We start from the raw sequence: 14,434 nt of genomic DNA, 5'->3' as shown, positions 1-14,434 counted from the left end.
ATTTTTCTTGCGCATAGCCAAAATCGGCGCCTGTGCCTAGCGCCAGTTTCCGACAACGGCTCACGGTCGTGTTATCGGCGGCCTCGCAGGCTGAACCGTGCAGCCAGTTCGACATGCGCCGACCAGCGGAACTGGTCGATCACCTGCACCCAGTCCAACAGATATCCCGCCCCCAGAAGCACCTTGGCATCGCGCGCGAAGGTCACCGGGTTGCACGACAGCGCGGCGATCACCGGCACCTGCGCCCGCGCCAGCGTCGCCATCTGCGCCTCGGCCCCGGCACGCGGCGGATCGATCACCACGGCGTCGAAGTCCTTGAATTCATCGGGTTCCAGCGGTCTGCGGAACAGGTCGCGCGTCTCGGAGGTGATGCGCTTCAGCCCCTCGGCCAGACGCCAGCCGCGATCAAGCGCCGCCACCATAGCGGCGTCGCCTTCCACGGCATGAACCTCTGCCCGTTCGGCCAGCGGCAGCGCGAAGGTGCCGGCCCCCGCGAACAGGTCGACGACGCGCCTGGCATCGCCCACCGCCTCGACTACGCAGGCAAGCAGCGCGGCCTCGCCCTCGGGCGTGGCTTGCAGAAAGGCACCCGGCGGCGGCGCCACCAGCGCGCGGCCAAAGCGCTGCATCGGCGACATGCGCAGCACCACTACCTCACCATCCCAGGTCAGGCGCGAAAGGTTCTGCGCCTCGGCCACCCGCGCCAGATCCATCCGCAGCGCGTTGTCCAGCGGCTTGCCGCCGGTCACCGCCACATCCGGCCCCGAGATCGTGCGCGTGACGGTCAGCGACAACTCGCCGCTGCGCGACCCGCCGGTGATCACCAGCGCCTCCAGCGCAGGGAAGGCGGCGATCAGGTCGGGGTGCAGCAACTGGCATTGCGGCACGCCCACCAGCACATCCGACGCCCGCGCGTGAAACCCCAGCAGCGCCCCGCCCTTGGTCCGCCGCCCCGACAGCGTCGCCCGCCTGCGCGACCGTGGCGGCGAGGTCACGATGGGCCGCAGGTCGGCCTCGATCCCCTGCCCGGCCAGAGCCGAGCGCACCACCCCCAGCTTCCAGTCGGCCACGAACCCGGGCGAGGCGTGTTGCAACAGGCAGCCGCCGCAGGTCCGGGCATGGGGGCAGGGCGCGCGCACCCGGTCGGCCGAGGGCGTGATGATTCGCGCGTTCAGCAGGCGGTCGCCCTGCACCTCGCCGTCAACCACCTCGCCCGGCAGCATCTGCGCCACATAGAGCGGCCCGGCGGGCCCCCGCGCAATCGCGTCGCCCAGATGGCCCAGCCGTTCAATCGTGAAAATCACTCTGCCGCCTCTTCGCTTCCGATGAATCCGCCGGATTGGCGGTCCCAGTACCGGGCATAAAGACCGCCCTTGGCCAGCAGCACCTCATGGCTGCCCTGTTCGACGATCCGGCCCTGATCCAGCACCACGATCCGGTCCATCGCCGCGATGGTGCTCAGCCGATGCGCGATGGCCAGCACGGTCTTGCCCTGCATCACATGGCCCAGCGCCTCCTGGATCGACGCCTCGACCTCGGAATCGAGCGCCGAGGTCGCCTCGTCCAGCACCAGGATCGGCGCGTCCTTCAGGAAGGCCCGTGCCAGCGCGATCCGCTGCCGCTGCCCGCCCGAAAGCTTGACCCCGCGTTCGCCAAGATAGGCGTCATAGGCGGTGCGGCCCTTGTGGTCCACCATGGTTTCGATGAATTCGTGCGCCTCGGCGGCTTTTGCCGCGGCAATCACCTCGGCCTCGGTCGCGTCGGGGCGGCCGTAGAGGATGTTGTCGCGGGCCGATCGGTTGAACATCGCGGTTTCCTGCGTGACCATGCCGATCTGGCGGCGCAGGCTTTCCTGCGTCACCGCACGCACATCCTGCCCGTCGATCAGCACCCGGCCCTTCTCGCTGTCGTAAAGCCGCAAGAGCAGCGCCACCAGCGTCGACTTCCCGGCACCCGAAGCCCCGACAATCGCCAGCTTTTCCCCTGCCCGCACGGTCAGCTCGATCCCCGAGACTCCGGCCCGCGCCCGGCCATAGCCGAACGACACGCCCTCGAACCGCACCTCGCCCGCCACCCGCGGCAGGTCCACCGCCCCCGGCGCATCGGCCAGCGTGTGCGGCACCGCCAGCGTGTGCATCCCGTCCTCGACCTCGCCCACCGCGGCATAGATCGACATCAGCGTGGCACTGACCCAGCCCGACATCTGCGCGATCCGCATGGCAATCGCGCCGGCCGCCGCAATCGCCCCCGCCGTCGCCTGCCCCTGCTGCCACAAAAGCAGCGTGCCGCCGATCAGCATCACCGGCAGCACCCCGGCCAGCGTCATCAGCGCCAGACGGAACCAGGTCGAGATCACGCCGAATTCCAACGACCGGGCGCGGAAGACCTCCATCGACTTCAGCGCGACACGGTCCTCGAAGGCGGCATGGGCAAAGAGCTTGACGGTCTTGATGTTGGTGATGGTATCGACCACCTGCCCAGACACCATCGCCCGCGCCGCCGCCCGCGCCGCCGAGTTCGTGCGAACCCGCGGCATGAAGTATTTGATCAGCGCCAGATACGCCACCAGCCACACCGCCAGCGCCAGCGCCAGCCACACGTCCACCGCCAGCAGAAAGATCACAGAGGCGATTACCGAAGCCAGCGCGAAGAAGGCGGTGTTGATCACCTCGGTCGCGACATCGGTCACCGCCCGCGCCGCCTGCATCTGCTTTTGCGCGATGCGGCCGGCAAAGTCGTTGTCAAAGAACGTCACCGCCTGCCCCAGTGTCCAGCGGTGCAGCCGGCTCAGCACCAGCGGCATCAGGTTCGGCCCGACGATGATCGAGTTCGACGCCGAAGACCCGGCAAAGGACAAAGGCCGCACCACCAGATAGAACGCCAGAAACGCCACCAGCAGCAGCGCATGGGTGCCGAAGAATGCCTCTGGCCCCGAGGACAGCGCGGCGTCGATCACCCAGCCGAGGATCAGCGCCGACACCACCTCCATCGTGCCCGCAAAGGCCGAGATCGCCCCGGCAACCCCCAGCATCCGCCACGACCCCGAAAGGCACCAGTGAAAGAACGCGCCCAGCGTCTGCGGCGGCGGCCCGTCTGCCGGGCGGAAGGCGTCGATCAGCCCGCCCAGCCTCATCAATGCCGTCATTCCGCCGCCTCCGTTCCGATGAATCCGCCCGACTGCCGCGCCCAGAACCGCGCATATAGCCCGCCCGAGGCCAGCAGGTCGGCATGACTGCCCTGTTCGGCCACGCCGCCATCCTCCAGCACCACGATGCGGTCCATCGCGGAAATGGTCGAAAGCCGGTGTGCGATCGCGATCACGGTCTTGCCCTCCATCACGCCATAAAGCGTGTCCTGAATCGCCGCCTCGACCTCGGAATCCAGCGCCGAGGTCGCCTCGTCGAGGATCAGGATCGGCGCATCCTTCAGGATCACCCGCGCCAGCCCGACCCGCTGCCGCTGCCCGCCCGAAAGCTTCACGCCCCGCTCTCCGACATGGGCATCATAGCCCCGCCGCCCCTCGGGGTCTTCCAGCGTCAGGATGAAATCATGCGCCTCGGCATGTTTCGCCGCAGCGATCATCTCGGCCTCGGTCGCCTCGGGGCGGCCATAAAGGATGTTGTCGCGGACCGAGCGGTGCAGCAGGCTGCTGTCCTGCTGCACCATCCCGATCTGGCGGCGCAGACTGTCCTGCGTCACCGACGCGATGTCCTGCCCGTCGATCTCGATCCGCCCGCCCTCGCAGTCGTAGAACCGCAGCATCAGCTTGACGAGGGTCGATTTCCCGGCCCCCGAGCGGCCGATGATGCCGATCTTCTCGCCCGGCGCGATGTCGAGCGTGATGCCCTGCAACCCGCCCGACCCGCGCCCGTAGTGATGCGACACGCCGCAGAGAGCGATCCGCCCTTCGCGGAACGCCAGCGGTTTCGCGTCCGGCTTGTCAACCAGCGCAATGGGCTGCGCGATGGTTTCCATCCCCTCGGCCACCACGCCCAGCGCCTGCACCAGCGAGGTCGTGGCCCACATCACCCAATAGGTCATGTTGTTCAGCCGCAGCACAAGTGTGGTCGCCGCCGCCACCGTGCCGACCGACGCCTGCCCCTGATACCACAGCACCACGGCCCAGCCGGTCACCGCCACGATCAGCCCGCCGTTCAGCATGGTCAGCGCCACATCCATTCTGGTGATGATGCGCATTTCCTTCTGGAAGGTCGCCCGCGCGTTCTCGATCGCCTCAAAGGCATAGCCCATCTCGCGGTCGTGATGGGCGAAAAGCTTAACCGAATGGATGTTGGTATAGGCATCCACCACCCGCCCGGTCACCGCCGAACGCGCGTCCGAACTGGCCTTCGACGCAGGCCCGGCCCGACGCAGCGTCCAGCGCACCAGCATCGCATACAGCACGAACCACACCAGCAGCGGCAGGATCAGCCGCGGGTCGGCATCGGCCAGCATCGCCGTCGCCCCCAGAACGGTTGCCGCCGCAAAGGCCACGGCGTCGAAGGTCTGGAACACCGCATCCCCGGCGGCGGGCGGCGTCTGCATGATCCGGTTGGCGATCCGCCCGGCAAAGTCGCCCTCGAACCAGCCGACCGGCTGGCGCAGCACATGCGCGTGCGACCGCCAGCGGATCATCGTGCCGAAGTTCGGCAGGATGGTGTTGTGCAGCAACGCCACATCCGCCCCGGCCAGCAGCGGCCGCACGAACAGGATCGCGAGGCCCACGAGGATGATCTCGGTGCCGTGGCTTTGCCACACCGCCTCCGGCGCGCCGGTCGCCAGCAGATCGATCATCCGCCCGACATACCAGATCAGCCCGACCTCGGCGAAAGCCATCAGCACCGACAAGAGGCCGGTCACGGCAAACACCCCTTTGAAGGGAATGATGTATTCCCTCAGGAACGGCCACAGTTTGCGCGGAGGCGTGTCACTTCTGGCATAGGGGGCATAGGGATCGACGAGGCCTTCGAAAAAACGGAACACGGGAAATGCCTCTTTTTCGGTTACCCGCCGGATATAACCCGAAACGGCGCGCAGGGAAACCGGGCCTCAGCCCAGAAGCTGATCCCGGCCGAGGGTGAAGCCCGACGCGACCCAGCGATCCTCGATCTCGCGCAGTCTTGCCCCCAGCGCCGGGCCTTGCAGGCCGGGCATCAGGTCGGCCGCCGTCACCGGCAGCACCGCCTGCGCACCCTGCAGGATTGCGGCCTGCCAGCCGTCGGCCGGCGGGCTTTCCAGCAGCGCCGCGCGGACCAGCACGATATCCGCCGCCAGAGCTTCCCCCAGCCGATACCCCAGCGCCGCCGCCCCCCGCATCGCGCCGATTTCGTCCCTGACAACGCCCAGATCGCGCGCCTCGGCCCGCGACAGCCGCAGCGCGACCCCGGCATCCGCGCCCCCCAGCACCGCCAGCCGCCGCAACCAGCGCGGGGGCAAACCGGCCTCCAGATGCACCAGCACCGCCAGCCCCCTGGCATCCGCACCGGGCAGCACGCGATGCAGCACCCCGGCCTGTTGCATGGCCGCCACGGCAGGTGCGGGGTCGGGGGCGGCCAGCAGCTTGCGCATCTCGGCCCCCAGCCTTTCGCGCGAAAGCGTCTCTATTCCTGCCGAAAACGCGGCGCAGGCGGCCAGACCCTCGGCATCCAGCCCCGTGCCGGGGTCGGCATAGATTGCATGAAACCGGAAGAACCGCAGGATGCGCAAGTAATCCTCCGCAATCCGCGCCGCCGGGTCACCGACAAACCGCACCCGCCGCGCCGACAGATCGGGCAGGCCGCCCAGCGGGTCGATCACCGCGCCCTCCGGCGTCGCATAAAGCGCGTTCATCGTGAAATCCCGCCGTGCCGCGTCATCCTCCAGCGAGCCGAAAGCCACCGTAGCGTGCCGCCCATCGGTGGCCACATCGCGGCGGAAGGTCGTCACCTCGTGCGGAATGCCGCCCGACAGCACCGTCACCGTGCCATGGTCGAACCCGGTCGGCACGGCCCGCAAACCCGCCTTTTCCGCCAGTTCAGAGACTGTTTCGGGCGGCGCGTCGGTGGCAATGTCGATATCCCCGACCGCCAGCCCCAGCAGCGCGTTGCGCACGCAGCCGCCGACAAACAGCGCGCGATAACCCGCCCCGGTCAGCGCGGCACAGACCGCCTGCGTCTGTGGCCGCGACAGCCAGTCGCCCGCAACCTTCACGGCCCCATCCTTTCGGCCAGCCCGCGCAGAATCCGCGCCGTCGCGCCCCAGATGTAATAGGGCCCGAACGGCACCGCGTAGTAGCGCCGCCACTCGCCGCGCCAGCGCCGCCGTTCCACCCGGTAGCGCGCCGGGTCGGCCAGATGCGCCAGCGGCACCGCGAACACCTCGGCCACCTCGCCCGCTTCGGCGCGAAACGCGAAATCGTCCGCCACACGGCCCAGAATGGGCATCACGCTGAAGCCGGTCACGGTTTCATGCGCGGGCAGCCGCCCCATCACCTGCACCAGCCCGCGCGGCAGGCCGATCTCCTCCTCGGCCTCGCGTAGCGCCGCCGCCTCGGGCCCGGTGTCACCCGCGTCGATCTTGCCGCCGGGCAGCGCGATCTGGCCCGGGTGATGCGCCAGCCGCGACGACCGCTTGGTCAGGATGATCTGCGGCCCGGCAGGCCGGTCCCACACCGCCACCAGCACGGCGGCGGCGCGCAGAACCCGGCCCTCGGGCAGCACCTGCCCGGGGTTCAGATCGAAATCCGACGATTGCTCTGCCGGTCGCGCCAAAGCCCGGGTCAATGCCTCAGTCAGCATCCCCCACCGCCTTCACCCCCTCGAAGCCCAGCGTCTTCGGGTCGAACTCGTAATGCGCGCCGCAGAACTGGCAATCGGCGGTCAGGATGCCCTCGGGCGTGGTCATGTGCCGGATTTCCTTCTGCGAATAGATCTCCAGCGAGTGGCGCTCCTTGTCGGCCGAACAGGAACAGCCGAACCGCACCGGCTGGGCATCGAACACCCGCGGCCCTTCCTCGTGGAACAGCCGGATCAGCAGGTCGGTGGGCTGCACGGTCGGGCCGATCAGCTCGGCCTCTTCGACCGTTCCCAGCAGCAGGTTCACCCGCCGCCAGTTCTCGCCCTCGTCGCCATCCAGAATGTCGGAATGCTGCAGCAGACCGCCCTCGCCCGACCCGAAGTCGGCCGCGACCGAAGGCGAGGCTTTCGGCATATGCTGCAACATGATGCCGCCCGCCCGCCAGTGCGGCACGTCACCGGGCACCTTGTCGAAGGCCAGGGCAAAGCGGGTCGGCAATTGCTCCGACTGGGCGAAATACGTCTCTGCACAGGCCGAAAGTGACCCGCCCGCGATCGGCGTGATGCCCTGATACGGTGTCATCCCCGCCCCCTGGTCAATGCGGATGGCAAACGACCCCGGCCCGATCAGGCTGAACGGATCGGCCTCGGGGTCCATTCTGTCTTCGTCATAGCCGGCCCAGGCGCGGATGCGCGCGGGCTGGCCGTCCTCGGTCGGCCCATAGTAGTCGGTCGCGATCAGGCGCACCGCGCCATGCCCCTGCACCTGAAGCGAAAGCCGCCAGCGCAGCTTGATGGTCTGCCCGATCAGCGCCGTCAGCAGCGCGGCCTCGGCCACCAGCGCCTCGATCTGCGGCGGGTAGTCGTGCTGCGACAGCACCTGCTGCAACGTCCCGTCCAGCCGCGCCACACGCCCCCGGACATCCGAGAGGTCAAGCTGAAACGGCAGGACGGTATCATCCCAGGCAATCTTCGATCCGAGCGACGGGGTAGCGGTGGTCATGTGGGGGTTTCCTTGGCAAGCCAGCCTTGGCATACCGCGACTATATAGGCACGGCAACCTTACGACCAAGGGCCAGATCATGATCAGACGATTCGGAGAGCCGGTGAAAACCGGGCAAAGCTACCGCCGCCGCCCCGGCGTCTACGCGATCCTGCTGCGCGGCGACGACATCCTGACCACGCATCAGGCCGAACCGATCCCGGAATACCAGCTTCCCGGCGGCGGCATCGACAAGGGCGAACACCCGGTCACCGCCCTGCACCGCGAGGTGTTCGAGGAAACCGGCTGGCGCATCGCGATCACCCAGCGGCTCGGCGCCTTCCGCCGTTTCACCTACATGCCGGAATACGACCTCTGGGCGGAAAAGGTCTGCACCGTCTATCTGGCCCGTCCGGTGCTGCGCCACGGCCCGCCGTCCGAGGCGGGGCATACAGCGATCTGGATGCGCGCCACGCAGGCGCTGCAGATGCTGGGCAACCCCGGCGACCGGGCGGCACTGGCCGCGGCGCTGCGCTGAGCTTCAGCCGCGATAGTCGAACAGCACCCCCGACACGTCGTCGGGAAACGCCTCTGCCCCGGAGTGCCGGTTCAGCTCCCACACCAGCGCCTCCAGCAGCGCCGGGCTGGCCATCATGGCATTGGCGTGCAGGATGCGGGTCAGCCCGTCCTCCCCCAGTTCGTTGCCCTGCGGGTCGGGGCATTCGGTCACCCCGTCCGACATCAGGAACAGCCGGTCCCCAGGCGCAAGCTGCGCCTCCACCCGCTCGAAACTGGCCCCGGGTATCAGCCCGATCGGCAGGCCGCCCTGCCCCAGATATTCCACCGCCCCGTCCGCCCGCAGCACTGCGGGATGCGGATGCCCGGCCTGCACCAGCCAGACCCGGCCGGTGACCAGATCGACCTCGGCATAGGCCATGGTGAAATACTGGTCCACCTGCATGTCCTCCAGCATCATCCGGTTGAAGCGGAAGGCCACCATCTCGGGCGGCCAGGCGTCGCGCTGGCCATAGGCTCCGATGGTCAGCGCGATGTTCTGATCGGGCGAGGCCCCCGACAAGAGCCCCGCCAGCCGCGCCGTCATCATCGCCGAGGCGACGCCATGGCCCGAGACATCCACCGAATAAAGCGCGATCCGCCGCGCGCTGATCTCGAAGCACCCGACCAGATCGCCGCCGACATGCCCCGATGGCCGCAGCAGGATGGACGCCGACCCGCGACCGAAGTCGCGAAACCGTTCGCGCACCAGCGTCTGCTGCAACTTGCGCGCCTCGATCAGGTCACGGTCGAGCGAATCATAGATCTTCTGCAATTCCCCCAGCGTCGAGCCGATCAGGCGGTTCTTTTCCACCAGTTCGCGCTGCATCCCCAGAATCCGCTCGCCCGCCCGCAGCCGCGCGCGCAGTTCGTCGGGGCTGACGGGCTTGGTCAGGAAGTCATCGGCCCCGCCATCCAGCCCGTCCACCACCTCGTCCTTGTCGGATTTCGAGGTCAGCAGGATGAAATAGCCATACCCCTCGCGCGGCAAGGTGCGGAACGCCTTGCAGAATTCCAACCCGTTCATCCCGGGCATCATCCAGTCCGACAGCACGATGTCGAAGGCGGTCGCCCGGCACAGCGCCAGCGCGGCATCGCCCGACTCGGCCTCCGTCACCCGGTAGCCCCAGCGCAGCAGCGACAGCGTCAGGATGCGGCGCTGCGCCTTGCTGTCATCCACCACCAGCACATGCCCCGGCGCAACCGGACCGCGGCACCGGACGGGATTTTGCACGATTTGCGACTGCGGATGCACGAACGACCTCTTTTCGGCTGCTGCGCGACGGTGGCGCCAGACCTCTTAACATCCTGTGAAACCTAAAATCTTCGGCGTCGCATCCGCCCCGGCTTACCGCTTGTTAAGCGCCCGGGGCCAAGCATCCCCGCATCCGGGCCAGCAACCGGAAGCGCAGCCCGGCAGGGGGGATGATGATCGACTGGAAACGCGTGTCGGACCTGAAGGCCGAAATCGGTGAAGCAGACTTCGCCGAGGTGGTGGTCGTGTTCCTCGAAGAGGCGGACGAGGTGATTGCCCGGATCGGCAGCGGCCAGGGCCGCCCTTCGCTGGCGGGTGACCTGCATTTCCTCAAGGGCAGCGCGCTCAACCTCGGCTTCAGCGCCCTTGCCGCCCTGTGCCAGGAAGGTGAACGCCGCGCCGCCGCAGGCAAGGCGGGCAGCGTCGATGTGGCCCGCGTCGTGCAGGCCTATCACGACTCGCGCCGCAGCCTCGACGCGGGCCTCGGCTCCTAGATCAGGAACTCGGCCAGCATGTCGTCGCCGGTGATGTCGCGGTAAACAAACCCGGCCTCGTCCATCCGCCCGAACAGACGGGCAAAGTTGTCGGCCGCCCGCGTCTCGATCCCGATCAGCACCGACCCGAAGTTGCGCGCCGATTTCTTGAGGTATTCGAAGCGGGCGATGTCGTCGTCCGGCCCCAGCATCATCAGGAACTCGCGCAGCGCCCCCGGCCGCTGCGGCATCCGCAGGATGAAATACTTCTTCAGGCCCGCATACCGCTGCGCCCGCTCCTTCACCTCCGGCAACCGCTCGAAATCGAAGTTCCCGCCAGAGGTGACGCAGACCACCGTCTTGCCGTCGATCTCGTCGGCCAGCACCGGCAGCACATCGACCGAAAGCGCCCCCGCCGGCTCCAGCACGATGCCCTCGACGTTCAGCATGTTCAGCATCGTCACGCAGATCCGGTCCTCGGGGGCCAGCAAGACCTGCGACGGGTCCACCCAATCCAGCATGGCATAGGTCAAGGCACCAAGCTGCGCCACGGCCGCGCCATCGACAAAGCTGTTCACCCGCGGCAGCCGCACCGGCCCGCCGCCGTGCAGCGCCGCCGTCAGGCTGGCCCCGCCCTGCGGCTCGACAAACCTGAACAGCGTTTCAGACGCCATCTCGCGCAGATAGGCGGTCACCCCCGACGCCAGCCCGCCCCCGCCCACCGGCAGCACCACCATGTCGGGCGCGCGCCCCAGCTGGTCGAGCAGTTCCACCGCGACCGAGGCCTGCCCCTCGATCACGTCGGCATCATCGAACGGCGAGAGGAAATGCGCGCCCCGCTCGCCGCAGAACGCCTGCGCCGCCGCCAGCGTCTGGTCGAAATAGTCCCCGGTCAGCACGATCTCGACCGCATCGCCGCCGAACACCCGCGTCTTGTCGATCTTCTGCTGCGGCGTGGTCACCGGCATGAAGATCGTGCCGCGCACCCCGAAATGGCGGCAGGCAAAGGCCACCCCCTGCGCATGGTTACCGGCACTGGCGCAGACGAAATGCCCCTGCCCCGGGTTGCCCGTCCGCACCTTGCGCATCGCGTTGAACGCGCCCCGCAACTTGTAGCTGCGTACCGGGCTCAGATCCTCGCGCTTCAGCCAGATCTCGGCGCCAAAGCGCTGCGACAGGTGATCGTTGCGCTGCAACGGCGTTTCGGGAAACAGATCGCGCAGGGCGAGTGTGGCTTGGCGGGCGGCATCGGCAAAGTGTGTCATGCGGCGCACCTTATCCGGGCGCTTCTCGATATGCCACGGGGGCAGAAGGCCGCGCCCCTTGTTCCGCCCCGGAAACTTCACTAGACCCGGCGAAACCTGTGAGTGAAGGAGCAAACCCCATGCCCGCCCCCCTGTCTGCGCCCAAGAAAGTCGTCCTCGCCTACAGCGGCGGGCTTGATACTTCCATCATCCTGAAATGGCTCCAGACGGAATACGGCTGCGAGGTTGTCACCTTCACCGCCGACCTCGGGCAGGGCGAAGAACTGGAACCGGCGCGCGCCAAGGCGGTGCTGCTCGGCATCAAGCCGGAAAACATCCACATCGAGGATGTGCGCGAGGAATTCGTGCGCGATTTCGTCTTCCCGATGTTCCGCGCCAACGCGCTTTATGAGGGACTTTACCTCCTGGGCACCTCGATCGCCCGCCCGCTGATCGCCAAGCGCCTGGTCGAGATTGCCGCCGAATGCGGCGCCGATGCCGTGGCCCACGGCGCCACCGGCAAGGGCAACGATCAGGTCCGGTTCGAGCTGACTGCCTATGCGCTGAATCCCCATATCAAGGTCATCGCCCCCTGGCGCGAATGGGCGCTGACCTCGCGCACCAAGCTGCTGGAATTTGCCGAGTCCAACCAGATCCCGATCGCCAAGGACAAGCGCGGCGAGGCGCCGTTCTCGGTCGATGCCAACCTCTTGCACACCTCGTCCGAGGGCAAGGCGCTGGAAAACCCCGGCAACGAGGCCCCCGACTACGTCTATCAGCGCACCGTCGCCCCGGAAGACGCGCCCGATCAGGCAGAAATGGTCGAGATCAGCTTCGAACGCGGCGATGCCGTGGCGATCAACGGGCAGGCAATGTCGCCCGCGACCATCCTGACCAAGCTGAACGAGCTTGGCGGCAAGCACGGCGTCGGCCGCCTCGATCTGGTGGAAAACCGCTTCGTCGGCATGAAATCGCGCGGCATCTATGAAACCCCCGGCGGCACCATCCTGCTCGAAGCGCATCGCGGCATCGAACAGATCACGCTCGATTCAGGCGCGGGCCACCTGAAAGACAGCATCATGCCGCGCTATGCCGAACTGATCTACAACGGCTTCTGGTATTCGCCGGAACGCGAGATGCTCCAGGCCCTGATCGACAAGAGCCAGGAGCACGTCACCGGAACCGTCCGCGTGAAACTCTACAAGGGCTTTGCCCGCACGGTCGCCCGCTGGTCCGACCACAGCCTCTATTCCGAGGCGCACGTGACCTTCGAAGACGATGCCGGCGCCTATGACCAGAAAGACGCCGCGGGCTTCATCCGCCTCAACGCCCTGCGCCTCAAACTGATCGCAACCCGCAATTCACGGGTGAAATGACCGAATTCCGGGGGGCGCGATCATGCCCCCCAATTCTCGTTGGCCCAAATACCCCCGCCGGAGGCACGATTTTTCGTAGAAAAATCGCGCTACAGCCGAAACCCCGCCAGCCGCTCGTAATACGGCAGCGCCCCGGCCGCCAGATCGGCATAGGCACCCCCCAGCGCGGGCAAAGGCCCCTCCGCCCCCTCGAACCCCGTGCTGCGATGCACCGCGCCATACCAGTGCGGCGCCCAGACGCCATCGGCCTCATTCCCGCCCGCAGGCCAGCGCAGCATCTTCCGCGTGAAGGTGATCCCCAGCGCCGCGCAGAGCTTGCGCAGCATCCCCTCCGGGTCGGCCCGGATGTCGTCGGAGTCGATCACCACCGGCGCGGCCCCGGCCCAGCCCCCCACCTCGTCGAACAGCTCCGCCTGCTGCACGAATCCGATGTCGGCCAGCGCGGCCCCTTCGCGCTTCTTGGCGTAGCTCGCCACCACCCGCGCCGGATGGCGGATCAGGAACACGTTGACGCAAGACCGCATCCAGCGCCGGTCGAATTCCGGGATCATGTGCAGCGTCATGTGCTTCTGGTAGAACAGGCCCTGCCCCTGCGGCACCGGCCCCTTGCAGGTCGCGGCGATCACGTCGGGGTCGGGCTCGTGGGCGGCGATGATCTCGTCGCGCATCGGGTGGGCGATGCCGGTCGCCTCCAGATAGGCGGCATAGAACGGCTCGTCCCACACCGCACAATCGCCCCGCGCGGCAAAGGCATACATCATCGCGGTCGACAGGTTGCGCGGGCCCGACCACATGGCGATGCGCGTGCGTGCGGTCATGCCGACACCAGCGCCTTGTAAAGCCCGCGCAGCCGTTCGGTCACCGGCCCCATCTGCCCCGACCCGATCTGCCGCCCGTCGATCACCCCCACCGGGGTCTGCGCGCCGAAAGTGCCGGTCAGGAAGGCCTCGTCGGCGGAATAGGTCTCCACCAGGCTGAAGTTGCGCTCGAACACCGGGATGTCGTTGGCGCGGCAGAGCTCGATCACCTTGCCCCGGGTGATGCCGTTCATGCAGTAGTCGCCGGTCGAGGTCCACACCGCGCCCTTGCGCACGATGAAGAAGTTGCAGGCGTTGGTGGTGTTGACGAAGCCATGCACGTCCAGCATCAGCGCCTCGTCCGCCCCGGCCTTTTCGGCGGCAATGCAGGCCAGGATGCAGTTCAGCTTGGAATGGCTGTTCAGCTTGGGGTCCTGCGTCATCGGCAGGCCGCGCAGATGCGGCACCGTCGCCAGCCTTATCGGGCGCGGGATCTTCGGGCGCGAATGCTCCATGATGATCGCCACCGTCGGCCCCTGCCGCGACAGCGCCGGGTGCTGGAACGGCCGACTCTTCACCCCGCGCGTCACCATCAGCCTTGCATGGGCATCGGTCACCATGCCGTTGGCGATCTGGGTTTCCAGCAGCGCCGAAACCACCCCCTCGGGCGTCAGGCCGATATCCAGATCGATCGCCTTCGCCGCCTCGAACAGCCGTTCCACATGCTCGTCAAGGAACGCCCAGCGCCCGTCATAAAGCCGGATGCCCTCCCACACGCCATCGCCCAGCATGAAGCCCGCGTCATAGACCGACACCACCGCCTGCGCCTTCGGCACGATCCTGCCGTTGACGAAGATCAGGATAGCTTCGTTGCGCGCATCCTCCTCGGCCTGATGCGTGGTGATGTGGTCGGTCATGTGGTCCCCCTGATTTTTGCGGCAGGCTAGACCGGGCACCGCGCCGCGCCAAGGGGCATCAC

General features: G+C 67.6%; 13 protein-coding genes. 3 read left to right on the top strand and 10 right to left on the bottom strand.

What is annotated here, in order from left to right:
- Positions 1-71: 71 nt before the first annotated feature.
- From RNZ50_21860 to RNZ50_21835, 6 genes are all read right to left on the bottom strand, one after another.
- Positions 72-1,304, bottom strand: coding sequence for a class I SAM-dependent RNA methyltransferase (locus RNZ50_21860; protein ID MDT8857640.1), 1,233 nt, complete (start codon positions 1,302-1,304; stop codon positions 72-74).
- A complete protein-coding gene (locus tag RNZ50_21855) occupies positions 1,301-3,145 on the bottom strand; it encodes an ABC transporter ATP-binding protein (protein MDT8857639.1) in 1,845 nt (614 codons plus the stop codon). The genes RNZ50_21860 and RNZ50_21855 overlap by 4 nt, the downstream gene beginning before the upstream one ends.
- Positions 3,142-4,983 carry an ABC transporter ATP-binding protein gene (locus RNZ50_21850; protein ID MDT8857638.1) on the bottom strand — a complete coding sequence of 614 codons (1,842 nt, stop codon included), beginning with the start codon at positions 4,981-4,983 and terminating at the stop codon, positions 3,142-3,144. Before RNZ50_21850 ends, RNZ50_21855 begins: the two co-directional genes overlap by 4 nt.
- A gap of 66 nt (positions 4,984-5,049) precedes the next feature.
- Entirely contained in the window at positions 5,050-6,189 is a 1,140-nt protein-coding gene (locus tag RNZ50_21845) for a CCA tRNA nucleotidyltransferase (GenBank protein ID MDT8857637.1), read from the bottom strand.
- The gene (locus tag RNZ50_21840) at positions 6,186-6,776 is read right to left on the bottom strand and encodes a CoA pyrophosphatase (GenBank protein MDT8857636.1); all 591 of its coding nucleotides are present in this window, start codon (positions 6,774-6,776) and stop codon (positions 6,186-6,188) included. Before RNZ50_21840 ends, RNZ50_21845 begins: the two co-directional genes overlap by 4 nt.
- The gene (locus RNZ50_21835) at positions 6,766-7,776 is read right to left on the bottom strand and encodes an Hsp33 family molecular chaperone HslO (protein MDT8857635.1); all 1,011 of its coding nucleotides are present in this window, start codon (positions 7,774-7,776) and stop codon (positions 6,766-6,768) included. Before RNZ50_21835 ends, RNZ50_21840 begins: the two co-directional genes overlap by 11 nt.
- 79 nt (positions 7,777-7,855) lie before the next feature.
- Here RNZ50_21835 and RNZ50_21830 point away from each other — a divergent pair, with 79 nt between their 5' ends.
- On the top strand, positions 7,856-8,293 hold the full coding sequence (locus RNZ50_21830; protein MDT8857634.1) for an NUDIX hydrolase: 438 nt from the start codon (positions 7,856-7,858) through the stop codon (positions 8,291-8,293).
- 3 nt (positions 8,294-8,296) lie between these two features.
- Here the strand turns inward: RNZ50_21830 and RNZ50_21825 are convergent, their stop codons facing one another.
- Positions 8,297-9,490, bottom strand: coding sequence for a SpoIIE family protein phosphatase (locus tag RNZ50_21825; protein ID MDT8857633.1), 1,194 nt, complete (start codon positions 9,488-9,490; stop codon positions 8,297-8,299).
- Between the two features lie 248 nt (positions 9,491-9,738).
- Here RNZ50_21825 and RNZ50_21820 point away from each other — a divergent pair, with 248 nt between their 5' ends.
- A complete protein-coding gene (locus tag RNZ50_21820) occupies positions 9,739-10,059 on the top strand; it encodes an Hpt domain-containing protein (GenBank protein MDT8857632.1) in 321 nt (106 codons plus the stop codon).
- Here RNZ50_21820 and ilvA read toward each other — a convergent pair.
- Complete coding sequence (ilvA, locus tag RNZ50_21815) at positions 10,056-11,303, bottom strand: threonine ammonia-lyase IlvA (GenBank protein MDT8857631.1); 1,248 nt, start codon at positions 11,301-11,303, stop codon at positions 10,056-10,058. The two genes, RNZ50_21820 and ilvA, sit on opposite strands and share 4 nt — an antisense overlap.
- A gap of 119 nt (positions 11,304-11,422) precedes the next feature.
- Here ilvA and RNZ50_21810 point away from each other — a divergent pair, with 119 nt between their 5' ends.
- Positions 11,423-12,658, top strand: coding sequence for an argininosuccinate synthase (locus tag RNZ50_21810; protein MDT8857630.1), 1,236 nt, complete (start codon positions 11,423-11,425; stop codon positions 12,656-12,658).
- An 89-nt stretch (positions 12,659-12,747) separates the two neighbouring features.
- Here RNZ50_21810 and RNZ50_21805 read toward each other — a convergent pair whose 3' ends face one another.
- Together RNZ50_21805 and RNZ50_21800 are read right to left on the bottom strand one after the other, a co-directional pair.
- Entirely contained in the window at positions 12,748-13,452 is a 705-nt protein-coding gene (locus tag RNZ50_21805; GenBank protein ID MDT8857629.1) for an HAD family hydrolase, read from the bottom strand.
- A 20-nt stretch (positions 13,453-13,472) separates the two neighbouring features.
- On the bottom strand, positions 13,473-14,372 hold the full coding sequence (locus RNZ50_21800; protein ID MDT8857628.1) for a D-amino acid aminotransferase: 900 nt from the start codon (positions 14,370-14,372) through the stop codon (positions 13,473-13,475).
- Positions 14,373-14,434: the final 62 nt, after the last annotated feature.

It is taken from the genome of Paracoccaceae bacterium Fryx2, assembly GCA_032334235.1.
Classification (GTDB): Bacteria; Pseudomonadota; Alphaproteobacteria; order Rhodobacterales; family Rhodobacteraceae; genus JAVSGI01.
The sequence above is the reverse complement of the archived record's forward strand: the minus strand, read 5'-3'. Positions and strand labels throughout refer to the sequence as shown.